Annotated in this window: 27 protein-coding genes and 1 tRNA gene; 13 read left to right on the top strand and 15 right to left on the bottom strand. The window is 60.2% G+C overall.

What is annotated here, in order from left to right:
- Window positions 1–75: 75 nt before the first annotated feature.
- Window positions 76–417, bottom strand: coding sequence for a 50S ribosomal protein L19 (gene rplS / locus VJU77_01810; protein ID HKP02072.1), 342 nt, complete (start codon window positions 415–417; stop codon window positions 76–78).
- Window positions 418–545: 128 nt separating this feature from the next.
- On the opposite strand from rplS, the gene VJU77_01805 reads away from it, so the two are divergent.
- A tRNA-Arg gene (locus VJU77_01805) sits at window positions 546–619 on the top strand.
- Between the two features lie 105 nt (window positions 620–724).
- Here VJU77_01805 and trxA read toward each other — a convergent pair.
- The gene (gene trxA, locus VJU77_01800; protein HKP02071.1) at window positions 725–1,054 is read right to left on the bottom strand and encodes a thioredoxin; all 330 of its coding nucleotides are present in this window, start codon (window positions 1,052–1,054) and stop codon (window positions 725–727) included.
- A gap of 31 nt (window positions 1,055–1,085) precedes the next feature.
- On the opposite strand from trxA, the gene VJU77_01795 reads away from it, so the two are divergent.
- Window positions 1,086–1,253, top strand: coding sequence for a hypothetical protein (locus VJU77_01795; GenBank protein ID HKP02070.1), 168 nt, complete (start codon window positions 1,086–1,088; stop codon window positions 1,251–1,253).
- 174 nt (window positions 1,254–1,427) lie between these two features.
- Here VJU77_01795 and rimO read toward each other — a convergent pair whose 3' ends face one another.
- The 3 genes from rimO to VJU77_01780 are packed head-to-tail and all read right to left on the bottom strand — an operon-like array spanning window position 1,428 to window position 6,091.
- Entirely contained in the window at window positions 1,428–2,801 is a 1,374-nt protein-coding gene (gene rimO / locus VJU77_01790; protein HKP02069.1) for a 30S ribosomal protein S12 methylthiotransferase RimO, read from the bottom strand.
- Window positions 2,802–2,806: 5 nt separating this feature from the next.
- Window positions 2,807–3,610 (bottom strand): helix-turn-helix domain-containing protein, encoded by an 804-nt coding sequence (locus tag VJU77_01785; GenBank protein ID HKP02068.1) that lies wholly within the window; start codon window positions 3,608–3,610, stop codon window positions 2,807–2,809.
- 21 nt (window positions 3,611–3,631) lie between these two features.
- The gene (locus tag VJU77_01780) at window positions 3,632–6,091 is read right to left on the bottom strand and encodes a DNA translocase FtsK (protein ID HKP02067.1); all 2,460 of its coding nucleotides are present in this window, start codon (window positions 6,089–6,091) and stop codon (window positions 3,632–3,634) included.
- A 256-nt stretch (window positions 6,092–6,347) separates the two neighbouring features.
- Between VJU77_01780 and VJU77_01775 the strand changes: the two genes are divergently transcribed.
- Both VJU77_01775 and VJU77_01770 read left to right on the top strand, forming a co-directional pair.
- Window positions 6,348–6,560, top strand: coding sequence for a hypothetical protein (locus VJU77_01775; protein ID HKP02066.1), 213 nt, complete (start codon window positions 6,348–6,350; stop codon window positions 6,558–6,560).
- 18 nt (window positions 6,561–6,578) lie between these two features.
- Window positions 6,579–7,997 carry a POT family MFS transporter gene (locus VJU77_01770; protein HKP02065.1) on the top strand — a complete coding sequence of 473 codons (1,419 nt, stop codon included), beginning with the start codon at window positions 6,579–6,581 and terminating at the stop codon, window positions 7,995–7,997.
- A 6-nt stretch (window positions 7,998–8,003) separates the two neighbouring features.
- Here VJU77_01770 and VJU77_01765 read toward each other — a convergent pair whose 3' ends face one another.
- On the bottom strand, window positions 8,004–8,177 hold the full coding sequence (locus VJU77_01765; protein HKP02064.1) for a hypothetical protein: 174 nt from the start codon (window positions 8,175–8,177) through the stop codon (window positions 8,004–8,006).
- A 132-nt stretch (window positions 8,178–8,309) separates the two neighbouring features.
- Between VJU77_01765 and VJU77_01760 the strand changes: the two genes are divergently transcribed.
- Window positions 8,310–9,995: a DUF885 domain-containing protein gene (locus tag VJU77_01760; GenBank protein HKP02063.1), complete on the top strand. Its 1,686-nt coding sequence runs from the start codon at window positions 8,310–8,312 to the stop codon at window positions 9,993–9,995.
- Between the two features lie 69 nt (window positions 9,996–10,064).
- On the opposite strand, the gene VJU77_01755 is transcribed toward VJU77_01760, so the two are convergent.
- The 3 genes from VJU77_01755 to VJU77_01745 are packed head-to-tail and all read right to left on the bottom strand — an operon-like array spanning window position 10,065 to window position 12,702.
- Window positions 10,065–11,279: a hypothetical protein gene (locus VJU77_01755; protein HKP02062.1), complete on the bottom strand. Its 1,215-nt coding sequence runs from the start codon at window positions 11,277–11,279 to the stop codon at window positions 10,065–10,067.
- Window positions 11,264–11,851 carry a hypothetical protein gene (locus VJU77_01750; protein HKP02061.1) on the bottom strand — a complete coding sequence of 196 codons (588 nt, stop codon included), beginning with the start codon at window positions 11,849–11,851 and terminating at the stop codon, window positions 11,264–11,266. Before VJU77_01750 ends, VJU77_01755 begins: the two co-directional genes overlap by 16 nt.
- Complete coding sequence (locus VJU77_01745) at window positions 11,848–12,702, bottom strand: serine hydrolase (GenBank protein HKP02060.1); 855 nt, start codon at window positions 12,700–12,702, stop codon at window positions 11,848–11,850. Before VJU77_01745 ends, VJU77_01750 begins: the two co-directional genes overlap by 4 nt.
- A 48-nt stretch (window positions 12,703–12,750) precedes the next feature.
- Between VJU77_01745 and VJU77_01740 the strand changes: the two genes are divergently transcribed.
- Window positions 12,751–13,389, top strand: coding sequence for a type 1 glutamine amidotransferase (locus VJU77_01740; GenBank protein ID HKP02059.1), 639 nt, complete (start codon window positions 12,751–12,753; stop codon window positions 13,387–13,389).
- Between the two features lie 110 nt (window positions 13,390–13,499).
- On the opposite strand, the gene queD is transcribed toward VJU77_01740, so the two are convergent.
- A complete protein-coding gene (queD, locus tag VJU77_01735) occupies window positions 13,500–13,865 on the bottom strand; it encodes a 6-carboxytetrahydropterin synthase QueD (GenBank protein HKP02058.1) in 366 nt (121 codons plus the stop codon).
- A 9-nt stretch (window positions 13,866–13,874) separates the two neighbouring features.
- The gene (queE, locus tag VJU77_01730) at window positions 13,875–14,537 is read right to left on the bottom strand and encodes a 7-carboxy-7-deazaguanine synthase QueE (GenBank protein HKP02057.1); all 663 of its coding nucleotides are present in this window, start codon (window positions 14,535–14,537) and stop codon (window positions 13,875–13,877) included.
- 67 nt (window positions 14,538–14,604) lie between these two features.
- Here queE and trpA point away from each other — a divergent pair, with 67 nt between their 5' ends.
- Window positions 14,605–15,471, top strand: coding sequence for a tryptophan synthase subunit alpha (gene trpA / locus VJU77_01725; protein HKP02056.1), 867 nt, complete (start codon window positions 14,605–14,607; stop codon window positions 15,469–15,471).
- Between the two features lie 119 nt (window positions 15,472–15,590).
- On the opposite strand, the gene VJU77_01720 is transcribed toward trpA, so the two are convergent.
- Window positions 15,591–16,352, bottom strand: a complete 762-nt coding sequence (locus tag VJU77_01720; protein HKP02055.1) for a hypothetical protein — start codon at window positions 16,350–16,352, stop codon at window positions 15,591–15,593.
- Window positions 16,353–16,904: 552 nt separating this feature from the next.
- Here VJU77_01720 and dapF point away from each other — a divergent pair.
- The 6 genes from dapF to VJU77_01690 all read left to right on the top strand — a co-directional run bounded on the left by dapF (window position 16,905) and on the right by VJU77_01690 (window position 22,003).
- Window positions 16,905–17,708: a diaminopimelate epimerase gene (gene dapF, locus VJU77_01715; GenBank protein ID HKP02054.1), complete on the top strand. Its 804-nt coding sequence runs from the start codon at window positions 16,905–16,907 to the stop codon at window positions 17,706–17,708.
- A gap of 52 nt (window positions 17,709–17,760) precedes the next feature.
- A complete protein-coding gene (gene dapA, locus VJU77_01710) occupies window positions 17,761–18,639 on the top strand; it encodes a 4-hydroxy-tetrahydrodipicolinate synthase (GenBank protein ID HKP02053.1) in 879 nt (292 codons plus the stop codon).
- Window positions 18,636–19,373, top strand: a complete 738-nt coding sequence (gene dapB / locus VJU77_01705) for a 4-hydroxy-tetrahydrodipicolinate reductase (protein ID HKP02052.1) — start codon at window positions 18,636–18,638, stop codon at window positions 19,371–19,373. The genes dapA and dapB overlap by 4 nt, the downstream gene beginning before the upstream one ends.
- An 84-nt stretch (window positions 19,374–19,457) precedes the next feature.
- Entirely contained in the window at window positions 19,458–19,955 is a 498-nt protein-coding gene (gene folK / locus VJU77_01700; protein HKP02051.1) for a 2-amino-4-hydroxy-6-hydroxymethyldihydropteridine diphosphokinase, read from the top strand.
- Between the two features lie 11 nt (window positions 19,956–19,966).
- Entirely contained in the window at window positions 19,967–20,713 is a 747-nt protein-coding gene (gene panB, locus VJU77_01695; protein HKP02050.1) for a 3-methyl-2-oxobutanoate hydroxymethyltransferase, read from the top strand.
- A 219-nt stretch (window positions 20,714–20,932) separates the two neighbouring features.
- On the top strand, window positions 20,933–22,003 hold the full coding sequence (locus VJU77_01690; GenBank protein HKP02049.1) for an OmpA family protein: 1,071 nt from the start codon (window positions 20,933–20,935) through the stop codon (window positions 22,001–22,003).
- Window positions 22,004–22,019: 16 nt separating this feature from the next.
- On the opposite strand, the gene VJU77_01685 is transcribed toward VJU77_01690, so the two are convergent.
- From VJU77_01685 to VJU77_01675, 3 genes are all read right to left on the bottom strand, one after another.
- Window positions 22,020–22,601 carry a prepilin-type N-terminal cleavage/methylation domain-containing protein gene (locus VJU77_01685; protein ID HKP02048.1) on the bottom strand — a complete coding sequence of 194 codons (582 nt, stop codon included), beginning with the start codon at window positions 22,599–22,601 and terminating at the stop codon, window positions 22,020–22,022.
- Window positions 22,598–23,887 (bottom strand): type II secretion system F family protein, encoded by a 1,290-nt coding sequence (locus VJU77_01680; protein HKP02047.1) that lies wholly within the window; start codon window positions 23,885–23,887, stop codon window positions 22,598–22,600. The genes VJU77_01685 and VJU77_01680 overlap by 4 nt, the downstream gene beginning before the upstream one ends.
- An 85-nt stretch (window positions 23,888–23,972) precedes the next feature.
- The gene (locus VJU77_01675; GenBank protein HKP02046.1) at window positions 23,973–25,658 is read right to left on the bottom strand and encodes a GspE/PulE family protein; all 1,686 of its coding nucleotides are present in this window, start codon (window positions 25,656–25,658) and stop codon (window positions 23,973–23,975) included.
- Window positions 25,659–25,660 lie beyond the last annotated feature (2 nt).

The raw sequence follows: 25,660 nt of genomic DNA, 5'->3' as shown, positions 1-25,660 counted from the left end.
TCGAAAGTGTGAAAAGTGACTGGCGATCGGTGAATGGAAACTATTCACCAATCACTGATCACCATTCACGCTTCGCTACTCCCGCACCGCGGTCGCTTCCTTGCCCTTGCGGGTGCGGAGGTAATTCAGCTTCGCCCGGCGGGCGCGGCCTTCCTTCTCCACTTCGACCTTCGCAATCCGAGGGGAGTGTATCGGGAAAACGCGCTCGACCCCTTCGCCGTAGGAAATGCGCCGGACCGTAAAGGTTTCATTCAGGCCCCGACCTTTCCGGCCAATCACGATCCCGGAGAAAATCTGGATTCGTTCCTTGTCGCCTTCCACCACCCGGGTATGGACACGAACGCCGTCACCCACCTTGAACTTCGTGGCGTCGGTTTTGAACTGTTCCTTCTCAATTGCGTCGATAATGCTGCTCATAATGGTCTCCTCCGGGGGTGGCTGGCGGGGCGGACACTGTTATGCGGGGATGGGGAAATTGCAAATCCCCAATCGTCCGCCGCCCCGGTTGAGCTTTCGCCGTGGCCCTCTATACTCGCAACCACACTGCGCCCGTAGCTCAACTGGATAGAGTGACAGCCTCCGAAGCTGTAGGTTGCGCGTTCGAGCCGCGCCGGGCGCATTCTTTGTTTAGTGAATGGTGACTAGTGCTCGGTGAATGGATGGGATTCGCCGATTATTCACCAGTCACCGATCACCATTCACAGCAAATTCGGCTTCGCCGAATTTACGCCAGCGCTTCCAGCCGGCCGAGCAAATCCTTCTTGCTCGTCATCCCGACGATCTGATCTCGCAACTGCCCGTCCTTGAAGAAGAGGAGCGCCGGAATTGCCCGCACGTTGTATTTCATGGAGAGGCTCTGGTTGTCGTCGACATTCACTTTGGCGACCTTCACCGAGCCCGCCTTTTCCTTGGCAATCTCGTCGATCAGCGGCGCAATCATTTTGCACGGCCCGCACCATTCGGCCCAGAAATCGACCAGCACCGGTTGCGCGCTTTGGTTCACTTCCTTGTCAAAATTAGAATCGTCCAGAGTAATAGCGGCGGAATTTTCCATCCCTTACGATACGACGTAATTCCAAATTTGAATGAGAAAAATTAGGGCCGCCAAACCGACGATTGCCCAGAAGTACGATCTGGGAATGGAATCCGAGGCAGCGGAGCGCCTGTCTGCGAGAATCGGCACCGGTGTGACTCCTGGCTGGATGGCCACCCGTGCCGTCTCCTTTCTCGGCCCCGATGCGGAAACAAGATGATCGACTGCGACTGCGGCCGGTTTTGACGCCACCCGGGTTGGCGCCGGGGCGGGTGGAAGGCGGACAGTGTCCTTGTTTAGTTCACTCATGGGGGGAGCGAGACGCTGCCGAAAATGGCACAATCCGCGGGCCGTTGTCACTCCCTAACTTCCCAGCGCGAAGTTTTCGCCAGCTCTAAGCCAATAAATCGTAGCCGCGACTGCCAGTTATCCTGCGTTCGACAAACTCACCGGCAGTTGCGGGCTCCGAAAGGATTACGCGGGCATCCACATCCGGAGCGTCCATTTCCGTGCGGGCGACCAGCGGTTGATCCACCAGCAACCGCATCTCGCGACCCACGTTTTTGGCGGCGATCTCGCGAGCAATCCGCTGTTGCAGAGTCATGGCGCGCCGGTAGCGATCATTCTTGGTCTTCGCCGGGACTTGTTCGGGCATCTTTGCGGCGCGCGAGCCCTCTTCCTGCGAGTATTTGAAAACCCCGAGCCGCTCAAATCGAGTCCGCTCGATGAATTCCAGGAGGGATTCGAACGCCTCCTCAGTCTCACCGGGAAAGCCGACGATGAAGGTGGTCCGCAACGCCACGCCCGGAATTCCCGACCGCAAATCCCCAATCAGGTCCTCGATGTGGGCCCGGCTCGTTTCGCGGCGCATGCGTCCAAGCATTCCCTCCTCAATGTGCTGGAGCGGCATGTCGATGTAGCGCGCGAGCTTGTCGCATTGGGCGATCGTCTCGATCAATTCCCCGCTCCAATGGGCCGGGTGGGTGTAGAGCAGCCGCACCCAAAACTCACCTTCGATCGTTTGAATCTCTCGAAGCAGCGCGGCGAGCGTCGGGCCCCGCGACGAATCCACCGGCTGGCGCGGCCCGGCTTTCGCCGCCCACAAATCCATTCCGTAATAGGTTGTGTCCTGGCTGATCAGGTTGATCTCCTTCACCCCTTCCGCGACCAACGCCCGTATCTCCGCCAGTACCGAACTCGGCTGGCGGCTGCGATGCCGTCCACGCATCTGCGGGATCACGCAAAAACTGCAGGGATGATTGCACCCTTCCGCGATCTTGAGATAAGCGCTGTGGGAAGGCGTCAGGCGGAACCGCGGCGTGTCATAATCTGGAATGTAGGTCGGACGCTCGGTGACGAAGCTAGAGCCACGATCGTTCTCCGCGCGAAGGACGCGTTGCACGATCGCCCCCATCTCGCTCACCTGATCCAGCCCGACGAAAGCGTCCACCTCGGGCAAAGATTCGCGCAGCTCACGCGAAAAACGCTGCGACATGCACCCGCTTACGATCAGCTTCTGGCCCGGCCTTTTTCCGAGCCCGCGTTGTTGGTGGGCATCGAGAATTGCTTCGATCGATTCTTCCTTCGCCGAATCGATGAAGGCGCAGGTATTGACCACGAGCACATCCGCCTCCTCGGCGCTCGAGGTAATTTCCATGCCCTGTTTCAGGACACTGCCCAGCATGATTTCGGCATCGACCAGGTTCTTCGCGCAACCCAGGCTGATCATCCCGACTTTCGGTGTGGCGACGGGCGCGTGCGAAACCATAGCCGTCAGAAACGGGGATTTGTTGGACGCTGGGTCGGACGCGGGCTCGCGAGCGGGCCCCGCGGACTCGTGAGCGGAGCCGGAGTCGGACTGATTCGGCGCGGCGATTTTCTTGGAGACGCGGTGGGCCGTGGCGTTACTGGCGGCTGCTTGGCCACCTCTTCCGGATGCACGGGTTCGGCCCGGCGCACTTCAGGCTCAGCCGATGGAGCCGAAGGCACGAACGGCGTCACAGATGGAACAACGGTTGGAGCCGGCGTAGGCGCGGCCGGACTCGCGTCGATCGCCGGTGGGGTCGTGCTCTCCACTGGCAACGCGTGAGGCGCAATAATCTTGTCCGAGGCGGTCGAGGTTGCGACCGGCGACGCGCCGGGCGTCGGAGAGGGTCTCGGCTTGAGCCGCTGCACCTGGAGGAGCGACTTCATCACCGTAAATCCGATCACCAGCACCAGGACACCGATAACGAACGGCCAAAGGGAAGTGCGGTCGCCGCTGCTCCTTGGCCGTCGCACCACCACTGGCCGGCTCTGGATTGGTTCCGGAGCGTCCTGAAGATAAGCGTAGCCGTCCACGGTGACGTGCTCCGAGGTCTCGAACGCTTCGAGATACGGGCTCACATCCACTTCGAGAAACTTGCCGTAGATGAGCAGGAACCCCTTCGCGTAAGCCAGGCTGGCGAATTGCGAAAAATCCTCGTTCTCGATCTCTTCGAGCCGCCCCGGCCTGATCTTGGTCAGCCGGCCCGCTTCTTCGAGAGTGAGGTTTCGCGCTAACCGCGCTTCTTTTATTTTTTTTCCAAGACCTTCCATGAAAATTCGTCCGTCGCCCGGTTACACCGCGGCATCGAGGTCGACGAGAATCTCGCGCGGCTTCGCGCCCTCGCCAGGACCCAATATGCCGCGCTGCTCCAGAATATCAACGATCCGCGCCGCGCGCGTGTAGCCAAGCCGGAGCCGTCGCTGGAGCAGCGAAGTCGACGCGCGCTTCTCCTGCCGGATAATTTCGAGGCATTTCTCGACCAGTTCCTCGTCTTCCTCGGTCACCTCTTCCTCATCCATTGTGCTCGTGGACTGAAGCTTGTCCTGCATCGAGGTGTCGAACGTCGGTGGGCTTTGGGCCGAGACAAATTCGACCAGCCGATGAATCTCATCGTCGGTTACCAGGACTCCCTGGGCGCGGATGAGGCGTGAAGTGCTGGGCGGCAAATAAAGCATGTCGCCCTGACCTAACAAACGGTCCGCGCCGTTTTCATCCAGAATCACGCGGCTGTCGATTTTCGACGCGACCTGGAAGGCAATCCGGCTCGGGATGTTCGCCTTGATGACGCCCGTAATAACGTCGGCGCGCGGCGTTTGCGTGGCCACGATGAGATGGATGCCCGCTGCTCGCGCCATTTGGGTGATGCGCGCGATCGCGCTTTCCACGTCCGCCGGCGCGGTCTGCATCAGGTCGGCCAACTCGTCGATGATAATGACAATGTAGGGCATGCGATCCGGGATCACGACTTCGTCATCCCGCGGGACCTTAATTTCATTGGAGGGACGAGCTCCGGCGAGTCCGGCATCGCGCCCGGCGTCGCTGGAGCTCCGCCCTCCATTCTCAGAGGCGGCTTCATTCAATTCCTTCTGGGTCTTCTTCGGCGGCCGGCCATTGAAGCTGGTGATGTTTCGCACGCCAGCCTGGGCAAAAATCTTGTAGCGCTTCTCCATTTCATCGATCACCCAGCGCAGGGCAAGGAGCACCTTCTTTGGATCGGTCACCACCGGGAACGCGAGATGCGGCAGGGCGTTGAACATCTGCATCTCGACCACCTTTGGATCAATCATGATGAAGCGCAGCTCTTCCGGCGTGAACCGAAAGATCATGCTCGCTACCAGCGCGTTGATGCAGACGCTCTTGCCGCTGCCGGTTGTCCCGGCGACGAGCAAATGCGGCATCTGCGCGAGATCGGCGATGATCGTTTTGCCGTAAACATCCTTGCCGAGCGCCAGGGGGATTTTGGATTTCGATCGCGCTTCTTCCCAGTCTTGCGACTGCAATAGCTCGCGTAAGGTCACCTTCACCTTGCGCGTGTTCGCCAACTCGATGCCGACCGTGTCCTTGCCGGGAATCGGCGCGAGAATGTTGATCCGTTCAGCTCGCGTCGCCCGCGCGAGATCGCGCTCGAGCGAAACAATCTTGTCCACGCGCACGCCTTTCGCCGGGAAAACTTCGTAGCGCGTAATCGTCGGGCCTTTTGTGATGTCGCCCGCCGCGACGGCGATCCCAAATTGGCCCAGGGTTTCGATCAGGACCTGTTGAATTTGTTCCAGCTCTGCCGGGTCCGCCGCCGTCCGGCCTTCGGTGTCGTGCACGTCGAGCAGGTCGAAGCCCGGCAGCGTGTAATTTTGCGCATCCCAGGTTTTGCTCGTTAGGCCAGCCGGCGCTTTCTCCTTTTTCTCCGAGCCGCGCAATTCGGCGAGCGACGGTTTCTTCTTGGCCGGCTCCGTCGGCAGCGCGGTCGTGTCGACCACTTTCGGCTTCGGTCGATTCAACAATTCCTCCGGCGTAATGACTGCCGTGACTGCCGGTTCGGCCACGGGCGCGCCCTTTTTTTTCAACTGCTTTTCGATGACCCGCTGCTGCTTCGCCAATTCTTGCTGGCTGATCTCCAACCGCCCCTTTAGATCCGATTTCCGGAGCCGGCGCTTCAGTTGCCATTCGCGTAACCCGGCCATCCCTCTCCGGAGTCCGGCCACCGTCTGGCGCATCACGTGGATCGGGCGCAGTCCCGTCATCAGGATGAGGCTGGTCACATAAACGCCCGCGAGGAGAATGATCGACCCGACTCCGCCCATCCAGGTGAGGAGCAGCTTCTTGCCAATGAAGTAGCCCAGCCATCCGCCCGGTCCCTGGATATTGAAGAACGATTTCCAGCCCTGCAGGTGCTGGGTTTGCAATTGGAGCAGGCACGCTCCCGAGATGATGAAGAGTGCGATCCAACCGAGGCGTGGAATCACCCGCAGGTTCGACTGAAACAGTTTCGCGCCCCCGAATCCGAGGAGGACGACGGCGAGCAGGTAGGAAGCCGCTCCCATCATCATGTAAGAGAACCCGGCGATGATCGCGCCAAAGGGCCCAATGAAGTTCTGGGCGGGCCGGTTCGGTGACGAAACCTGGCTAAACCAGATCCAGGAGGGCACATCCTTGGGGGTATAAGAAATCAGGGCAAGGAAAAGGAGAGTGCCGACGCCGAGGAGAATCAGAGCGAAGACTTCGTTCCAGGCATTGTTTTTTACCGAGCGGGCCACTGCGGCTCATAGTAATCCGGCGAAACGAGCTTTCAATTCATTCCGGGAGAGCGGGACGAAGAAAAGAAACGTCCAACGCTCAACGCTCAACATCCAACGTTCGACTTCAGAGGACATGGATGCTCGCGCTCCCCAACCGGCCGGGTTTCTCTCTCTTCAATTGGATGTTGGAGGTTGGACGTTGAGCGTTGGACGTTTTCCTCTTATCTTTCTCCCTTGCATCCGCCAACCCCCGGCGCTTAGTGTGCCAGACTTTATGCGATTATCTCTTCGCAACGCCGCTTTCCTGTCGGCGGCCGGGTCGTTGATCTTTTATTGCTCCTGCGAGCGCCATCGGGTCGACGAATTGCCCGGGGAAACGCACACCAAAGCTGCGGCCGAGGAACATGGTTCGCCGAGCCACGCTTCCCCCTCGCCCGCCGCTCATTCGACTCCAGCCAATTTTTTCCCCGACAAACAGAAGCCGTAGGTAGATCAAGGACGCCGCATGGCTAATCCAGATTACGCGACGTCGCCCCCAAATCTCAAGGGGATGCCGCCAGGCGTGCCCTACATCATCGGCAACGAAGGCGCCGAGCGGTTCAGCTTTTACGGGATGCGGACCATCCTCATCGGATTCATGACCAATTTTCTGGTCAACAAATCCGGCGTGCTCGAGGGGATGCCGGAGAACGAAGCCAACGGCTGGTTCCACCAGTTTGTTTCGTCGGTTTACTGGATGCCGTTCTTCGGCGCCATCCTCTCGGACGGCTGGCTGGGGAAATATCGGACGATCTTTTATCTCTCGATCGTTTACTGCCTCGGCCATTTCACCCTCGCGTTCATGGACACACCATTCGGCATCGCGTTCGGCCAAAAATGGGTGCTCGCCATCGGCCTGATTCTAATTGCGGCGGGCGCGGGCGGAATCAAGCCGTGCGTCTCGGCGAACGTTGGCGATCAGTTCGGCGAATCGAACAAGCACCTGCTCGCGCGCGTCTTCGGCTGGTTCTACTTCTCGATCAACCTGGGCTCTTCGTTTTCCATCTGGCTTTGTCCGATTCTGCTTCGCGATCCGAAATGGGGTCCCAAGTATGCGTTTGGTTTGCCGGGCGTACTGATGTTTCTCGCCACCGTCATCTTTTGGATGGGCCGCAAGAAAATGGTTCACATCCCGCCCGCTGGGCTCGGCTTCTTGCGCGATCTGAAAAGCAAGGAAGGCCTGAGCATTCTCGCCCGCGTCTGGATCATCTTCGCGTTCACGATGATTTTCTGGGCGCTCTGGGACCAGAGCAGCGGCGGCGAATGGACCGTCCAATGCCAGCACATGGACCTGCATTTCCTCGGTATCAGTTTTCTCCCGGAACAGGTCAACGTGGTAAACGGGCTTTTCATCCTGGCAATGATCCCGCTGTTTAACTACTGGCTGTATCCGGCAATTGACCGGGTGTTCCCGCTCACTCCGGTGCGCAAGATTGGGATCGGCCTGTTCCTCACCGCGGCATCGTTCGTCATCATCTGGATGATCCAGCTCGGCATCGATCACGGTGGAACGCCAAACGTCGGCTGGCAATTTCTCGCCTACATCATTTTGTCGGCCGGCGAAGTCATGGTCTCGATCACCGGTCTCGAATTTGCCTACACCCAGGCGCCCAATCGGATGAAGAGCCTGCTCATGGCGATGTGGCTCCTCTCGATCGCGCTCGGGAACCAGATCCCGTCGATCATCAGTTTCCTCATCCCGAAACTCAAATCGATGGGGATGAATCTGGAGGGCGCGAACTACTTCCGCTTCTTCACCTACCTGATGCTCGGCACTTCGATCATCTACATCTTCGTCTCGAAGCATTACAAGGAGCGGACTTATCTGCAATCGCAGGAACCGCATCCGGAAGAACCTGTCCTCGCGGCCGGAGCACCGACCTAATGGCGCTTAGGATTCGATTACGTCGGCGGCATCGCCCATCGAATAGGCAATGTGCGTCATCAACAAGCGATCCAACACTTGCGAACCACCCTTCTGGTCGTGGACGAAAACGAGCCGGCCGGTGGGGTGCATCGAAATGAAATCAGAATGGGGAACAGGAAAACTGCTCCCGTCAGCCATATGAATAGAAAAAGGAATAAACGGTTGTTTTCTCTGCGCGCCGCGAAGGTATTGGAGGGTCATAGCTCAGAGCGTACGCGCCGAATCTTTGGAATCAAGCTCGCGGCCCTTGCCGCCTTCGCGCTCTCGGCCATGACAGCTGGCGCCACGCCGGAAGACGAGCGCTTCCAGAAACTGGCGAAGGACTACATCGAAGGCCTCCTTCAGGTGAGCCCGGAGTTTGCCACCAGCCTGGGCGATCACCGCTTCGACGACAGGCTGTCCGATTATTCCGATGAAGCGGAGGCGAAGGAACTCAAGCGCGCCAAGGATTTTCGCCAGCAACTCGAGGCGTTTAGCGATCTGACGAAGCTGACCGGTCCGAACAAGGTCGATGTGCGTCTGCTTAAGGACAACATCGACAATGAGATTTTCGGCATCGAGGAGCTGAAAGAACGCTCATGGAATCCGTTGCTTTATAACGAGAGCCTCGCTAACAGCCTCTATTTGCTCGTCGCCCGGGACTTTGCGTCTCCGGAGAAGCGCGCCGCCAGCATCAAGGCGCGCATGGAAAAAATCCCGGCGGTGATAGCGCAGGCGAAAGCGAACCTGAAAAATCCACCTCAGGTTTACACCGAGACGGCGATTGACCAAACCCAGGGCGCGATTTCGCTCATCAAGGAAGGTCTCAACGAGACGCTCGACAAGGCTCCCAAAGCCAAGGCTGACCTGGCGCCCCTCCAGGAGAAAACGATTGCGGCGCTAAACGACTACAACACCTGGCTGAAAAACGACCTGCTTCCGCGTTCGACCGGTGATTTCCGGATCGGCGCGGACAAGTTCCGGAAGAAGCTCCGCTTCGCTCTCTCTTCCGACATGTCGATGGAAGACTTGATGAAGGCGGCCCGCACCGATCTGGAGCAGACCCAGAAGGCAATCTACGAAACGGCGTTGCCCCTCTACAAAAAGCAGAATCCAAACGCGGATGAGGCAACCCTCGCCGACCGCAAAAAAGTGACGGCCGCCGTGCTCGACAAACTGGCGGAACAGCGCCCGACCGACGCCACCATCGTCGACTATTCGAAGACGGTTCTGAAAGAGACGACCGATTTCGTGAAAGCGAAAAACCTGGTGAGGGTGCCGACCACACCGGTCGACGTGGTCGTCATGCCCGAGTTCAAGCGTGGGCAATCCACCGCCTACTGCGATTCACCCGGCGCCCTGGAGAAAAACGGCAAGACGTTCTTCGCCGTGGCGCCGACGCCAGACGACTGGAAGCAGGAGCGCAAGGATTCGTTCTTCCGGGAGTACAACAACTTCATGGTTCGCGACCTGACCGTGCACGAAGCGATGCCAGGCCATTACCTTCAGCTCGCCCATTCGAATGAGTTCAAGGCGCCGACGCTCGTGCGCTCTATTTTTCAAAGCGGCACCTTCATTGAAGGCTGGGCGGTTTACTCCGAGCAATTCATGGCGGAGGCCGGTTACGGCGGGCCCGAAGTGAAGATGCAGCAGCTCAAAATGCGGCTTCGTGTCATCTGCAACGCGATCATCGACCAGTCGATTCACGCCGGAAACATGAGCGAACAGGAAGCGCTCGACGTGATGATGAAGGAAGGATTCCAGCAGGAAGGCGAAGCCGTCGGGAAATGGAAACGCGCCCGCCTCAGCTCGACCCAGCTTTCCACCTACTTCGTCGGCGTAACGGAGCACCTCGCGATGCGCGAAAAGGCCAAAGCCCGCGACGGCGCGAAGTTCGACCTAAGGAAATACAACGACACCGTCCTCTCCTACGGCAGTCCGCCCGTGAAATACGTGCGGGAGATGATGGGGCTGTAGCTGTTGTAGCCGGGATCGGTGATCCCGGCGAAGGGTCGCGTCGATACTGGCCGGGATCACCGATCCCGGCTACAACTTCCGCTTTTTCGTGGCCATCAACTTCGCCAGGTGATCCAGGTTAAAGACCCGCCGAACGCCTCTCTTCGATTCGCGGAACATCACTTCGTACCACCCTTGCATCCGCTCGGCGACATAACGCTTTCCACCAATCTGGATCGGCTGCCGCGCAATGACGCGATGAATCACCTTCTCGTAGGATGACCGCGGCCAATGCCGCATCCGGCGCCGGTTCCAATTCCACTCGTGTCCGGCATCGTCGTAGGCCTCGGGACGCTCGGGGAAATCCAGAAACGAGCGGGCATCGCCGTCAAATACAGCCTCGATGTGTCGCAACGTTTCCAGGTCGCCGACCCGGCGGATGCTGGTGCGAAACGGCCGCAGTGTTTCCTGCGCGATCTCCCGGAGGCTCAGCTCGCGCCCATCGCTAACTTTCCAGATCGGCGAATTCACGTCGCAGGCGAACGGGTCGCGGGCCAGCGATTGCTTCGTCACCCGCCAGCCTTTCCGCGACGAATGTTTCCGGAGTCGAAAGGACGCAAACCGCGGAATCCTATTCTCGTCCAGCCGCGCGAGCTCGTAGTCCGGCCACGCGCTCGCCACTCCGGCCACGCCGGCAATAAAAGCGCAGGTCGCCAGCATCAGCGCGGCGTCCGGCGTAAAATCCGTCGTCACCTCAATCCGTTTCCCGCGCGGCCGAACTCCCACCGCGGTACTTTTCCGATTCGTCGCCAACAACATCACCGGCGCGGGAAGAATGTGCGCTAGCAAATAACCAAGCCGGTTCGCGTCGCGCACCGGCGAAGCGTGCTCGTCTTGAAAGGAAAAATTGTAATGCGTGCTGAAACCCTGGAGCCGCGCCCGGCATTTGTTCCGCCGCGCCCAGCGCCGCAGCTCTTCGCCAACGAAATGGATTTGCTCCCACAACAGCCGCGTGGCGCGATAGCAACATCCCGGCTCCAATTCCACAATCGGCGTCGCCACTTCAATCACGCCGGTATCGAAGTAGATGGCGCCGCCGGAAGGTAGCTGGAATGAGCGCCCGGTCCGCGGGAGCATTTTGGACCGGATCAATTTCTGCGCCGTCCCAAAAACTTTTTCGGGCAGCTCGCGCCGATCGTTAATAATGAGGCTGAACTCCGCCTCCAGGCCGATAACGGCGCGCGGCGGCGGAAGGTGAAACCGCCCCGCCTCTTTCGAGCGGTCCTGTTTTACGATTCGCTGCATTCCCGCGGAACGACCGTGAGATACCCCAGGTCAACCTGAAGATGATCGTCCCCCTCCCTGTAAGCCCGCACCCGCACCTCCGCGCCGAGTGCCGCTGCAATTTCCCCATAACGCGTGATCGACTTTTCGTCGTCGAGATACGTGTCGCCCACGCGATAAATGTCCGCCGCCGTCCCCCAACTATGGAACGACGGCGCGCCTTTGTTGATTCGGTGCGCAGGCGAGCGGTAACCGCCATTCGCGCTCACGAACACCGGCGCGTCGACTTCTCGCCGGAAATCCTCGAGGTAACGCGCCAGGGCCAGGATCGCGCACGGGACGTGATGGGGAAACGTTCGCAGAAGCAACGGCGCTTCCCGCGAATCCACCGTGATCAGTTCGGAGAGCGCGAAATGCGCCGCCACTCGCAGGGCATGCGCTTCCTCCCAGCTCGGCACCTGAAAAAAGAACCGAGGCAAATGATGAATCGCGCCATGCTCATCCGTGACCGCCTCACCCGGGCGTAGCGCCGCCCGGTGCTCGGGCGACAACGTCAGGCCATCGACTGGCCGCAGCTCGCCGGCCCCCGTCACGACTCAGCCTCCGTTCCCGTGAGCATTTTGAAAACAACCTCTGAGATCTTCGCGATCGTCTCGCGGCGCCCGTTCGTGTCCGGCGGCACCTCCGTCAGCACGACGAGAATGTAAGGATCGCGCTCCGGTAAATAAACGATGCCGGCGTCGTGACAGGCCGTGGAAATCTCGCCAGTCTTGTGCGCCACGCTGGCATGGGCGGGCAGCGGCGCGGGGATCATCGAATTGAAGCGCTGCTGGAGAAGAATGTTGATCGCGCGTTCCCGGCTGGTCTTCGACAAAAAATCTCCGCGCAAAGTCGCAAAGAGATCGAGCAAACCGTGAGCAGTCGTCTCGTTGTTGAATTTTTGCTCGTGCGCCTTCGTGTCGTCGACCCCGCGCCGGAGATCGATCCCCTCCACTCCGGCCGCCTCCAGGACACCGCGAACATATTCCACCGTCAGGTAATCAAGCAGCAGGTTCGTCGCGAGGTTGCTGCTGGAAACAATCATCCATTCGGTGAGATCGGAAATTTTCGCCGTGCGTCCGATCAGGCGATGGAGCTGCGCATAACCGTCCGATTCCGCATCGATCCGGAACGGCGTCCCGTCGATCGCACTCCGGAAACGGTTCCGGACATGGAGCGTTTCATCCGGCTCGAGCCGCTTTTCATCGATCGCCCGACCGATCGCGAGCAGAACGGCTACCTTCATGGTGCTCGCGGCATGAAATCGCCGGTCGGCATTGATGGATAACCGGAGGCCACTGTCGTAATCCTGGAGCGCAATCGCGTAGGCGGTCGCTTTGCACTCGCTAAAGATGCGCTCGCACGCCTCGCGCAGGCTTCCGGTTTTGTCCTGATCGATCATCATGGGCGGGCTGCTATTTACAACGGAGATGAAGGGTCGCAAAGTCGGGCCATGCCGCATGTGGCCACCTGGATCCGGGAAAAGGACGATAAATGGTTTCGGCGCGCCTTTGCCAAACATCCCAATGTGCGGCTTTGGAACGCCCGCACCCAGCAGGTGCCGCTTGAGAAAATGCAGGGCCTGCTCTTAAGCGGCGGCCCCGATGTCGCCCCTGAGTTTCTTCATCAACCGGTCCCCGATCCTTCCATTCTCGATACCGACATGGAACCGGACCGCGACCGCTGGGAATTCGTGGCCACGAAAGCCGCGCTGGAGCGGCAGCTGCCCATCTTCGCGATCTGCAAGGGGATGCAGCTTCTAAATGTCGCGCTCGGCGGCACCCTGCACCTCGACATTCCCGGCCATAACGCGCCGGAAATGAAGGATCACAATATCCAGCCCCTCCGCACCGATCGTTCAGCGTCTCATCGGCTCGATAAGGTCAACAGCTCGCATCACCAGGCCCTCGATAAACTCGGAGACGGACTCGAGGTTGAAGCCTGGTGCGCCACCGACGACATCATCGAGCAGGTCCGGCTTCGCGATTATCCCTTCGCCCTGGCAGTCCAGTATCATCCGGAACGAGGCAACGGTTACGACGAGCTTTTCGCCGATTTTGTTTCCCGGCTCGGCAATTCGGCCGCCAGCTGAACGAGCGGGAAGAAGGCTTCCAGCCTGTCTCGGCCAATAGGCTTCCAGCCTGTTGCTCGTGCATTTCCTCGACGGGCAAGATGCCCATCTGCCGAGACAGGCATAGATGCCTATCCTCCTCCGCGATAGACGCAGCGCGCCGTCGGCGTTTCGTGGACGACGATTTCGCAAAGCCCCGGGCAAAGCGGTTGCAGTTTCTGCCAGAACCAGGCCGCCATGTTCTCAATCGTCGGATTCTCGAGCCCGGCGATCTCATTTAGATACGAGTGATCGAGCTCCCGGATCAGCGGCTTCATCGCGCCGCTGATCTCCGCATGATCGTAAAACCACCCGGTCGCCGGATCGACCGTCCCTTCGACCGAAATCTCCACTTTAAAGCTGTGCCCGTGCATCCGGCGGCATTTGTGGCCTTCCGGCGCCTTCGGGAGCGTCTGGGCCGCTTCAAACTGGAAATCTTTGGTCAGGCGAACGCGCATCGCTGACGACTACACTCCGCGCTGGGCTGGCGTCCAGATGAACTTGTGCATCTGGAGTTGGAAACGGACCGGCAACCGATCGGCCAGGATCCATTCCACGATCTCGCGGGGATCGATTCGGCCGAAGATCGGGGAAAACAACACCGCGCCGCAACGCTCGTTCAACCGAAACTTCGCCACCTGCTCACGCGACCATTCATAATCTTCGCGGGACCCGATCACGAACTTCACTTCGTCGCGGTCCGTCAGGTGGTCGATGTTTGAGAACAAATTCCGCTCGCACTCACCGCTGCCCGGCGTCTTCAAGTCCATGATCCGATGAACCCGGGGATCGACCGCCGAGATATCGTGAGCACCGCTCGTTTCCAGCAACACCGTTTTTCCCGCGTCCGCCAACAACTTCATCAACGGCAGCACATTTTTTTGCAGGAGCGGCTCGCCGCCGGTGATCTCGACCAGCGGACAGCTGAATTCCGCCACCGCTGCCACGATCTCATCTAGCCTTTGTTTTTTCCCTTCGTAAAACGCGTACTCCGTGTCGCAATAATTGCATCGCAGATCGCAGAACGTGAGCCGGACAAAGACACATGGCTCCCCTGCCCAGGTGCTCTCCCCCTGGATCGACTGGTAAATCTCATTAATGGTCAGCGTCTTTTCTCCAGTCTCTTTCATTGAACGTTGGACGTTGAGCGTTTGACGTTGGACGTTTCCTGTCCGCCGAGAGCAAAGGCTAACCCAGATGCCAAACCGAATCGACGAATGTTTCCAGGTGCTCCGCGCGGATAACGAAAAAGCATTCATCGCCTACATCTGTGCCGGCGACCCGGACTTTCCGCGGACGGTCGATCTCGCTTTCGCCCTGGAAAAAGCCGGCGTCGACATCCTCGAGGTCGGCATTCCATTCTCCGATCCATTGGCCGATGGCCTGGTCAATCAGCTCGCCGCCCAGCGCGCCTTGGAAGCAGGCGCCACAGTCCAGGGCGTTCTGGATTGCGTGGGCCAAATTCGCCAGCGTTCGCAAATCCCGATCGTTCTCTACAGCTATCTCAACCCGATCTTTCAATTCGGATTTGAACACTTTCACCGTCAAGCGGATCAGGCCGGCGTCGACGGGCTCCTGATCCTCGACCTGCCACCCGAGGAAGTCTCCCGCGCTGTAGCCGCCCCGCTCAGTCGGGGCGTCACACGCACGGCGACAGAGCGCCGTGGCTACAGCATGAATCTCGAAATGCCGAAGGACGGACCGATTCACGTTCGCCTGATCGCTCCGACCACGCCGCCGGATCGCATCGAGCGAATCTGCTCGGGGGCGGCTGGCTTCATTTACTATGTCTCGCGCGAAGGCGTCACTGGCGTGCAAAGCAATGTCGCCTCGTCGCTCAGGGAACGCGTCGGTGAAATCCGGCGCCACACAAAGCTACCCATCGCCGTCGGCTTCGGGATTTCGACCCCTGAGCAGGCGCGCGAGGTTGCCAGTCTCGCCGATGCAGTCGTCGTCGGCAGCGCGATCGTGCAGAAAATAAGTGAGCACGCGACGAAGCCGGATTTAGCCGCGCGGATCGGCCAGTTCGTTGAACCGCTAGCCGCCGCGTCGAAAGGCCATTAAGCCCCAAGGAGGGGCGCTTTCCAAACCGCCCATGCGCTTCGGCCAGCGAAGCGCCTCAGACGGCGGTTTGTAAACCGCCGCTCCTTGTTTCGGCGCGCCGCGTGAGCCGTTCCGCCGCCTTACATTCCGCACTTCGCTCTTGCTTCCTCGTAGCTCGAGCGCGCGCTCAGCAAGCTCGCCAAATACTTGTCGACCGGCGGCGCGCTCAAGGCCCGCGAAAGATTTCCGGGCGCATCCAGCCGCGAGAAAATCGCGTGCACAATCTTGGCGCGCGGCACACTCTTCTCACCGTAGCCGGTGGGAATATTGCTCGACCAAAACCGGACGTAATCCATCCCGGCCTTCCTTTCCGTGCCGAGATAAATCACCGAATGGCCATGCTCGGCCCGGCCAACTTCAGGCGACCAAAAGATTTTCATGAAATCGCCCGGCTGCGCCGCGGAGAAGTCGTCAAAGTTTTCTCCCAGGTCCATCTCGTGAAACAATCGAGCGGTGCCGGGGCCGTTGGCATTCCACCGGCCCCAGATGCCTTCGCCGTCGCGCTGGTTGCGAATCAGGAGACTCTCCAGCGTGGCATGATCCAGGGTCAGGGTTCCGCGGGCGCGGAGGGCTTCGATTGTCTTGATGAAAACCAGATAGGTCGCGCCGGAACAATAACTTGGAGAAGCAGCATCAGGCACGACCGAGAAAATGCCCGACTCAAAATGAGCCGCCGATTGCAGCCGAATCGTCGCCACCCGCGAAGCGGAATAGTGGCCGCCGGAGGGCATGGCCCGGATCTGATCGAGGATGAGGCTGTTGTAGCGCCCGGGAGCGAGTTGGGCCTTCGCCGCGCCGCCGACGCAAACCAGAACAAGGATGGTGGCCAGGAACTTTCTCAAAGTGCTTCGCAAACAGATAGAAGCTAAGCGCCAATTCGCAACTTGGTAGGGACGGCGCGCTGCCGTTTCGACAGGCTCAAGGCCCTGAGTTCCAACCGAAGGACGCCGTCCGCCGTATTCCGCACCACCAGGACCGCGCCCCAAACCGTCGCCGTTAGAATCTTGACGGCTTAAAGCCGTCAAGATTTTGCCGGCCGGGCGGGTTATTTGCATCGGTGCGCGTTGATCGGTGGCCACGCTATTTGTTGAACAAGCGATGCTGCTCTCAAATGCTTCGCATGGCGAATTTCTCAGCTCACCCAAGACGCAATCGGCCCGACGCGCCACTACAATCTTGACGGCTTTAAGCCGTCAAGATCTCGGGGCCACGGACGAACGCCGCAGCGCGGCGTCGCTACACCGAGGAGCGGCGCTGTCCACACCGCCGTCGGCGGGCGGTTTCAAACCGCAACCAAGGAGCGGCGATTTTCAATCGCCGGCTTTCGAATTCGGCGGTTTCAAACCGCCGCTCCTTGTTTGGCTTCCGCCGCACTTTATGGTAACCAACTGGCCATGCTGCGTTTCACGAAGATGAACGGAGCCGGGAACGATTTTGTGATGATCGATAACCGGCTCGGCGATTTATCCCTGGCTTCGGACCAGATCGCGAAGATTTGCGATCGGCACCGGGGCGTCGGCGCTGATGGCGTCCTCATCCTCGAGCGCGCGGCCAACGGCGCAGATTTCCGGATGCGCTACTACAACGCCGATGGCGGCGAAGCCGAAATGTGCGGCAATGGCGCCCGCTGTTTCGCCCGCTACGCCAGCCGCATCGCCGGTCCGATGGAGGCACTATCGTTCGAGACCCCGGCGGGCGTGATCGGCGCCGAACTGCAAGGCGACCTCGTCCGGCTGCAAATGAGCGAGCCGAAGGATTTACAGCTTGGCCTTTCAATTCCGTTGCCCGACCGGCAGGTCGCGGCCCATTTCGTAAACAGCGGCGTCCCTCACGTCGTCGTCCCCGTGGACGACCTGGAGAAGGTCGATGTCCGCGGTCTCGGTTCCGCAATTCGACGGCACGACCTGTTCGCGCCCAAAGGTGCGAACGCGAACTTTTTGAAAGAACGAGGGGAACGCGAGATCGCCATCCGCACTTACGAGCGAGGGGTGGAAGACGAAACCCTCGCCTGCGGGACCGGAGTGGTGGCGAGCGCATTGATTTTTGCGGCGACGAAAAAGGTCGACGGGCCGATCGCCGTTCTGGTCCGGGGCGGGAGCGAGTTAAGAGTCGGTTTTGAAAAAGCCGGGGATAAATTTCGGAACGTCACCCTGACTGGACCCGCGGATTTTGTTTTCGAGGGAACCATTGATCTGTAACTGCCATCGAGCGATCCCGCAGCCCCGGGACTCGGTCCACCTGAACTAACAAATGTTTCGAGGAACTTTCACCGCAATCGTCACCCCGTTCCGGGACGGTGAAATCGACGTGCCCGCTCTGGAAGCGCTGATCGAAGGCCAGATCGCCGACGCGATCACCGGCATCGTCGCGGTCGGCACCACGGGGGAATCGCCCACCCTCACTGCCGCGGAACGCGAGCAGGTCATTCGCGTCACGGTGGAAGTTGCGAAAGGGCGTGCCCAGGTGCTCGCTGGGACGGGATCGAATTCCACCTCGGCGGCGATCTCGGCGACACGGGCCGCGGAGAAGATGGGGGTCGATGGCATGCTGATCGTGGCGCCCTACTATAACAAGCCGAGCCAGGAAGGTTTGTTCCGGCATTTCCAGGCGATCGCGCAGGCGACTAGTGCGCCGATCATGCTTTATAACATTCCTGGCCGTTGCGGCGTGGACATCGGCGCGGAAACGGTCGAACGGCTCGCGATGGATTGCGCGAACATCGTCTCGATCAAGGAAGCGAGCGGCAGCGTGGATCGCGTCAGCGATTTGCGGGCGAGACTGCCGGAAGCTTTTACGATCCTGAGCGGCGACGATGGCCTCACCCTCCCATTCATGGCGGCTGGCGCCGTCGGCGTGGTCAGCGTGGTTTCGAATCTTTTCCCGGCGGAAGTCGGCACTCTGGTCCAGGCGTTCCGAGCAGGGGACACGAAAAGCGCGCGCGACTTGCATCTCAAGTTGTTGCCGCTCTTCAAGGATTTGTTCATCGAACCGAATCCGGTGCCGGTGAAGACCGCCCTCTCCTGGCGCGGAGTGATGACCGCGGAAGTCCGCCTCCCCCTTTGCGAGATGACCGCCGCGAACCAGGCGCGGTTGCGCAAAACGCTCGCGGCCTTCGAGGGAACCGAGTGAAAGCGCTCGTCCGCGTTCTCCTGGTCGGCGCCAAAGGCCGCATGGGACAGGCGATCGCCGCCGCGGCGTCGAAAGCTGAGGCGGAAATCGCAGCCAGCCTCGATCTCGGAGACGATCTTGCCGCCCACATCGGCAACTGCGACGTCGTTATCGATTTCAGTCACCCAAATGCGAGCAGCGAACTCAGTCGCGTTGGCCTCGCGGCCAGGAAGCCGGCTGTCATCGGCACGACCGGCCATTCGAAAGAAGAGCGCGCGGCCCTTGAAACATTGGCCCAATCCGTCCCGGTCGTCCTATCCCCAAATTTCAGCGTCGGCGTCAACGCGCTCTTCTGGCTGACGCGAAAAGCCGCGGAGATGCTCGGCGACGATTTCGACCTCGAGATCGCCGAGATGCACCATCGCCTGAAAAAAGATGCGCCGAGCGGCACGGCCAAAAAGCTGGCCGAAATTCTCTGCGAAGTCCGCGGTCTCGATTACGGGAAGAACGTGGCGCATGGCCGCGAAGGCCTGGTCGGCGAACGGCCGGCGAGGGAAATCGGGATGCACTCGATCCGCGGTGGCGACGTTGTCGGCGATCACACCGTCACATTCGCCGGCGCTGGCGAACGCCTGGAGCTTTCGCACAAGGCGGCCAGCCGGGAGACGTTCGCACTGGGGGCCTTGCGCGCCGCGAAGTGGGTTGTCGCCAAACCGCCCGGCCTTTATTCCATGGAAGATGTGCTCGGATTGTAGCCGGGAGCGAAACCAAGGAGCGGCGGTTTACAAACCGCCGACGAAAGCCGAGGGCGGTTTGGAAAGCGCCCCTCCTTGCCTCTCATGAGAGCCGGCGTCGCCTTAGGAACCAATCTCGGCGACCGCTTCGCGAACTTCCGGAAAGCGCGCCAGAAGATCGAAGCGCTGGATAAATTGTCGGGCCCATTCCTGGCCTCCGCGATCTACGAAACAGACCCGGTGGGCTGCGAGCCCGGCGCGCCGACCTTCCTCAACGCCGTCATCGAATTCGATTACGCGGGCGAAGCTATAGACCTGCGCCGAGAGCTGGCCGCCATCGAAAGAGCCCTGGGCCGGCCCGCCACCCACGAACGAAACGTTTCCCGCCCCATCGATCTCGACCTCCTCTATTTCGGCGAGCTCGTGATGGAAACCGCCGAGCTGCGCCTGCCCCATCCGCGCATCGTCGACCGCGAGTTTGTCCTGCGACCGCTGGCTGACATCCGTCCCGATCTCGTCCTCCCCGGGCAGACCGAAACCGTCGGCGCGCTCCTTGGGCGTTTGCCGGCAAGCGGAGTGGTGCGACTCGATTTGGAGTGGTAGGCTCCAGCCCCATGGACGATTTCCGGGAGCGAAAACGGCGAGGCGAACGCATCACCGCCCTCACCGCCTACGATTATCCGACGGCTCGCCTGCTCGATGAAAGCGGCATCGACGTCATCCTGGTGGGCGATTCGCTCGGCATGGTCGTGCTCGGTTACGACGACACCACCGAGGTCACCCTGCCGGAGATGATTCATCACACCAAGGCCGCCGCGCGCGGAGTCAAACGCGCCCTGCTCGTGGCCGATCTTCCGATCCACACTTACAACGACCCGGCCCACGCCGTGGCCACCGCGCGCGCCTTGATGGCGGCCGGGGCGCAGGCGGTGAAACTGGAGGGCGGCGTCAGCCACGTCCCGCAGATCGAAGCCATCGTGGCCGACGGCATCGCCGTGATGGGCCACATCGGAATGCTGCCGCAGAGTGTGCGCGAAGAAGGCGGTTACAAGGTGAAAGGCCGCACCCAGTCGGAAGCCGAGGCGCTCGTCCGCGACGGCCTTGCCGTGGAAAAGGCCGGCGTCTTCTCCGTCGTGCTCGAGATCGTTAATCCCGAAGCCGCTCGGCAAATCACCAAGGCGCTCGAAATCCCCACCATCGGGATCGGCTCGGGCGAACATTGCGACGGCCAAATCCTGGTCACCCACGATTTGATCGGCCTCTTCCCCTGGTTCACCCCGAAGTTTGTCTCCCCGGAAGCACGGGTGGCCGAGGAAATTCGCAGGGCCACACACGCCTTTATTCGCCGGACAAAACAATAGCGCGCCATCGAAACGGCCACATTGGAGACGGCCTGCCACCAGGCCGTTGGGGGAACGCCTCGATACACCCAGCCCGGCGAAATTCCCACGGCCTGATGGCAGGCCGTCTCCAATGCGCCTCTCGCCCCTGCGCCCCTCGCCCCTCTCATTGAGCGGCGGAGCGCTCGATCCACCTGTTTGACATTGAACGGCAGGTGCCGGTTTGTTTCTAACAGCTAGATGAGGACATCCGAGTTCACCGACTTCGAAGAAGCGCTCCTGGAGGGCAGGCAACAGCGGAACTGGCTTTTGGTTGGCCTCATGATCTCGCTCGCGATTCATGGTGCGCTCTGCGGCTATTTTTACCGGACCAATTTTATCTCCACCGAAGTCCCGGCCGACCAGCGGATCCCGGTGCCGACCTTCAAGGTCAAAAGCGTCGAGATGCAAACGCTCGACAAACCGAGCATGGACAACACGAACCCGGCCGCCAAGCCAGACCCCGACAAGACCGATGTCCAGTTGCCGGATGAAAAGAAATCTTTCGACCAATTGCTGGACGACGTCCACGCCAGCGCCGCCCTCCCAGACGACACCCGGGATGTGCTTCCGGACAAGCCGCAGGTCGACCAATCGAACGCCACCTCGGTTTTGACCGAGATCGAGAACAGCTCCGCCCAGACCCTTTCGAAAAGTCCCAACGCCACCCGGGAACAGAATCTCCTGACCGACTCCGCCAGCTCCGGGCGGCCGCAGCCGGCGTTGACCGGGACCGAACTGGCCACCAGCACCACGATCAAGCGGCCCAACACCTTTACCAAGCTGCCCGGTGACAGCGCCGGGCCCAACCGGGGCCGCACCCCGGGGTTTAGCGACATCGATTCGTTGCTCTCGCAGAAAGGCCCGCTCGGGTCCGGCACGCAATTGCGGATGCCGGACGACCAGCTTTTCAACTACGACAGCGCGGACTTGTTAGGGGGCTCCATCAACCAGTTGCAGAAGCTGGCGACACTGATCAAACGCAATCCGAAAGCGACTTTTTCGGTCGAAGGCTACACCGATTCGCTCGGGTCTCCCGAGTACAACCTGGATTTGAGCCAGCGCCGGGCGGATAGCGTGAAGGCGTATCTCGTCGAAGCGATGGGGATTAATCCGGCGCAGATCCAGACGCGGGGCTACGGCGCGAGCAAATTCCTGGTGCCGCCGCGGCCGCTGAACTTTACCGTCGGCAGCCCGGAAGAGCAGATGGAAATCGACCGGCAGCGCCCTAACCGCCGCGTCGTCATCGTCGTCCACACGGACGCGCGGTAGCTGTAGCTCGCCGCCGCTACCAATTCTTGACCCATCGTGCCGGGTCGGTTTCGTTCGCGGTGCTCCAGAGATCGAACGTGGGGTTATACCCAATTGTTCCCGCAGGGTTCGCGGCTTTCGCGGTTGAGTAGCCGTAGCTGTTCCCAAAAGGATCGCGAATAAACGCGACGGGTTGCGTTTGATCGGCTGGCCCTAACTGATTCGGCTTGAAGGAAAAATAGGACGTCGTGTCGACGACCCGATCGTCGTTCGAATCGCCGGCCAGCTTTTCATACAGGTAAAGACTCGCCCCCGCTGAAGGCGGCAAGACGTTCGGATCGACCAGCTCGGTTTTCACGGGATCGGTTGGGTAAATCCCATTGTCCGCCTTGTAATTTTCCGAGGCTGCCGACAGCGCCGCGATCTCGGCCTCCGCTCTCGAACGCCGAGCCTTGTTCTGGACGTAGCTCGAGGCCGCAAAAATGAGGCTCGCAAGGATGGTGATGAGCGCCATGACAACGAGCAGTTCGATCAGGGTGAAGGCGGTGTAGCGGCGCGTGTCGCCACGCGCACAACATCTTTGCGGCTGGCGACAGCCGCCCCTACACCTCCTTGTCATGTCTGCAGCTGCAGTCCACTGATGATGCTGATGAGCGGCATGAACAACGCGATCACAATCGTGCCCACCACCAGAGCCAGGAACACGACCATGATCGGCTCTAACAAGGAGGTGAGAGCGGCGACGGAATTGTCGACTTCGTCGTCGTAGACCTCAGCGATCTTCAGCAGCATCTCCGGCAACTGACCCGTTTCCTCGCCGACGTCGATCATGCTGATTACCATCGGCGGAAACACGCCACTCCCTTCGAGCGGCTGAACAATGGCGTCGCCTTCCTTGACGCTGTCGTGCACCTGCGAGATCGCGCGCGCGATGACGGCGTTCCCGGCGGTTTCTCTCGTGATCGTGAGGGCCTGTAAAATCGGGACCCCGCTCGTGACCAGCGTTCCGAGCGTGCGCGAAAATCGCGCGATCGAGGTCTTCCGGACCAAGTCTCCAAAAATCGGCGCGCGCAGCTTTATCCGATCCAACAGAACGCGACAGGCGCGGAGGCGGGCAGCCACTTTGCAGAGAACAAACCCGCCAACCGCCGCGCCCAGCAAAACCGCCCAATGGTTCTGGATGAAGTCGCTCACGCCAATGACAAAGAGCGTGATCGCGGGCAACGGTTTGCCCCCTAGCATGTCGTGAAAGATCGCTTCAAACCGCGGGACAATGAAAACCATGAGAAAAATCATGATCCCGGCGGCCAGTGCCATCACGATCAGCGGATAGACCATCGCGGCGACGACCTTGTTCTTGATCTTCTGCGCCTTCTCCTGGAATTCCGCGAGCCGGGTCAATACCACTTCGAGGACGCCGCCCACCTCCCCCGCTCTGACCATGTTGACGTAGAGACCGTTGAACAGCCGCGGGTGTTGGGCGAGCCCTTCCGAAAAGGTGCTGCCGCCCTGGATCGAATCGGCCAGTTTGTTGATCGTATTTTTCAGGAGAGAATCGCGCTCCTGTTTCGCCAGGACATTCAGTCCCCGAAGCAGCGGCAGCCCCGCATCGATCAACGTGGCCAGCTGTCTCGTGAAAATCATGAGCGTTTTCGGCTTCACAGACCTTCTCCGGAAGAGAACGATGTTTCTCCTGCTTATCTTCCCTTCGGAGCGCGGCGTCTTCGTTCTACCTCTCGCCTTTTGTGTCTTTGTCGGACCGCCCGTCCCGTCTTCCGAGACATTGGTGGGGAAGTAGCCTTTCTGGCGAAGCTGGCCGATCGCTTCATTCGTCGAAGCCGCCTCGACTAGCCCGGTCGACTCCTGACCGCGCGAGTCGAGAGCAACGTAGGCGTAGCGCGGCATGGTTAGGCCACAGATTTACACGGATGAAACACGGATTGAGGAAACTCTGGCAATGTATCCGTGAGAATCCGTGTCCATCCGTGGCTCAAGTGTATTTCAACACTTCCTCGATTGTCGTGTGGCCGGCGAAAATGCTGCGCAACCCGTCCTGACGCAGCGTCACCATTCCGAGCTCGATCGCCTTCTCTTTCAAAGTCACGGTCGGCGCGCGCGCGTTGATCAGTTCGCGCAACGGATCGGTCATCGGCATCAGCTCGAAGATGCCCTTGCGGCCTTTGTAGCCGCTGTGGTTGCAAGCTTCGCAACCGACGCCGTGAAAAAAAGTTTTCCCGGCGATATCGCGCCGGCTCAGGCCGAGTGGCGCCAGGAGCTCCTCGGGCGGCTGATAAATCTCGCGGCAGTGCTGGCAAATCCCGCGGAGCAAGCGCTGTCCAAGGACGGCTGCCAGGGTCGACGATATCAGGAACGGCTCCACGCCCATGTCGATGAGGCGAGTGATTGTTCCCGGCGCATCGTTCGTGTGAAGCGTCGTGAAAACCAGGTGGCCTGTCAGCGAGGCTTGGATGGAGATTTGCGCCGTCTCCAGGTCGCGCGTTTCGCCGACCATGATTCGATCCGGGTCCTGGCGCAGAAACGCCCGGAGCGTCCGAGCGAAGGTAAGGCCGATTGCTTCGTTGACCGGGACCTGGACGATCCCTTCGAGGTCGTACTCGACCGGCTCCTCGGCCGTGAGGAGTTTTGAATCGATCGTGTTGACCTTGCGCAGGCAGGAATAAAGGGTCGTTGTCTTTCCCGAACCGGTCGGACCCGTGACAATGAAGATGCCGTTTGGCCGATGAATGATCTCCAAGACGTAATCGTGGACGTAATCGGGCATCCCGAGCGCCTCGAGATCGAGATTTACGGTGGAGCGATCGAGCACCCGAAGAACCAGGCTCTCCCCAAATTGGGTCGGCAGGGTCGAGACGCGAAGATCGACGCTGCGGTCCGCGACATTTTTCTGGATGCGCCCGTCCTGCGGAAGCCGGCGCTCGGCGATATTCATATTAGCCATCACTTTCACGCGAGAGATGATCGGCAGCGCGAGGTGGCGCGGCGGCGGCGCCATTTCGTAAAGCGCGCCATCGACGCGATAGCGAACTTTGAACTCGTCTTCGAAAGGCTCGAAGTGAATGTCACTCGCGCGATCGTGGATCGCCTGGGTGAGAATCAAATCGACCAGGCGAATGATTGGGGTGGCATTCGCTTCCGCCTCGGCGATCGAAGCGCTTTCGTCGATGCCGCTCGAGGCCGGCATCTCCCCATTTCGGCCCAGCTGCTTGAGAACCTCCTCCATGCTCGCGCCGTCGGCGCCATAATAACGCTCGATGCATTCTTCCACCGCCGCGGCCGGCGCGACCAGGAGATGCACCTCTTTCCCTAGAGTAAATCGGAGATCCTCCGTGGTCCGCAGCTCGAACGGATCGGCCAGCACCACGCTGAGCGTATTGTCATTCCACGCTACCGGTAGCGCGCGATGCAACCGCGCGAGCGCGGCCGGAATCAAACGCAGAATCTCGGGCGCAATCTCCTCGGGAATTTCGTAAAGCTCGGTCCCGAACGCTTCGGCGATGACCGCGTAGTAACCGTGCTCATCCACAAATCCCCCGTCGACCAGCGCCTGCTCGACCGTTTTGCCATTGACGTTTGCCTCCTCCAAAACGTCGTCCGCCTGCGAGGGCGCCAGGATGTGTCGGGCGACAAAGAGGTCGACAATCTGTTGCGCGTTCATCG

Source organism: Chthoniobacterales bacterium (assembly GCA_035274845.1).
Classification (GTDB): Bacteria; Verrucomicrobiota; Verrucomicrobiia; order Chthoniobacterales; family UBA10450; genus AV80.
The sequence above is the reverse complement of the archived record's forward strand: the minus strand, read 5'-3'. Positions and strand labels throughout refer to the sequence as shown.

Coding starts and splice junctions, on each gene's coding strand:
- rplS (HKP02072.1), bottom strand. CDS start 417: ATGAGCAGCATTATCGACGCAATTGAGAAGGAACAGTTCAAAACCGAC.
- trxA (HKP02071.1), bottom strand. CDS start 1,054: ATGGAAAATTCCGCCGCTATTACTCTGGACGATTCTAATTTTGACAAG.
- VJU77_01795 (HKP02070.1), top strand. CDS start 1,086: ATGAGAAAAATTAGGGCCGCCAAACCGACGATTGCCCAGAAGTACGAT.
- rimO (HKP02069.1), bottom strand. CDS start 2,801: ATGGTTTCGCACGCGCCCGTCGCCACACCGAAAGTCGGGATGATCAGC.
- VJU77_01785 (HKP02068.1), bottom strand. CDS start 3,610: ATGGAAGGTCTTGGAAAAAAAATAAAAGAAGCGCGGTTAGCGCGAAAC.
- VJU77_01775 (HKP02066.1), top strand. CDS start 6,348: ATGCGATTATCTCTTCGCAACGCCGCTTTCCTGTCGGCGGCCGGGTCG.
- VJU77_01770 (HKP02065.1), top strand. CDS start 6,579: ATGGCTAATCCAGATTACGCGACGTCGCCCCCAAATCTCAAGGGGATG.
- VJU77_01765 (HKP02064.1), bottom strand. CDS start 8,177: ATGGCTGACGGGAGCAGTTTTCCTGTTCCCCATTCTGATTTCATTTCG.
- VJU77_01760 (HKP02063.1), top strand. CDS start 8,310: ATGACAGCTGGCGCCACGCCGGAAGACGAGCGCTTCCAGAAACTGGCG.
- VJU77_01755 (HKP02062.1), bottom strand. CDS start 11,279: ATGCAGCGAATCGTAAAACAGGACCGCTCGAAAGAGGCGGGGCGGTTT.
- VJU77_01745 (HKP02060.1), bottom strand. CDS start 12,702: ATGATGATCGATCAGGACAAAACCGGAAGCCTGCGCGAGGCGTGCGAG.
- VJU77_01740 (HKP02059.1), top strand. CDS start 12,751: ATGCCGCATGTGGCCACCTGGATCCGGGAAAAGGACGATAAATGGTTT.
- queD (HKP02058.1), bottom strand. CDS start 13,865: ATGCGCGTTCGCCTGACCAAAGATTTCCAGTTTGAAGCGGCCCAGACG.
- queE (HKP02057.1), bottom strand. CDS start 14,537: ATGAAAGAGACTGGAGAAAAGACGCTGACCATTAATGAGATTTACCAG.
- trpA (HKP02056.1), top strand. CDS start 14,605: ATGCCAAACCGAATCGACGAATGTTTCCAGGTGCTCCGCGCGGATAAC.
- dapF (HKP02054.1), top strand. CDS start 16,905: ATGCTGCGTTTCACGAAGATGAACGGAGCCGGGAACGATTTTGTGATG.
- dapA (HKP02053.1), top strand. CDS start 17,761: ATGTTTCGAGGAACTTTCACCGCAATCGTCACCCCGTTCCGGGACGGT.
- folK (HKP02051.1), top strand. CDS start 19,458: ATGAGAGCCGGCGTCGCCTTAGGAACCAATCTCGGCGACCGCTTCGCG.
- panB (HKP02050.1), top strand. CDS start 19,967: ATGGACGATTTCCGGGAGCGAAAACGGCGAGGCGAACGCATCACCGCC.
- VJU77_01690 (HKP02049.1), top strand. CDS start 20,933: ATGAGGACATCCGAGTTCACCGACTTCGAAGAAGCGCTCCTGGAGGGC.
- VJU77_01685 (HKP02048.1), bottom strand. CDS start 22,601: ATGACAAGGAGGTGTAGGGGCGGCTGTCGCCAGCCGCAAAGATGTTGT.
- VJU77_01680 (HKP02047.1), bottom strand. CDS start 23,887: ATGCCGCGCTACGCCTACGTTGCTCTCGACTCGCGCGGTCAGGAGTCG.
- VJU77_01675 (HKP02046.1), bottom strand. CDS start 25,658: ATGAACGCGCAACAGATTGTCGACCTCTTTGTCGCCCGACACATCCTG.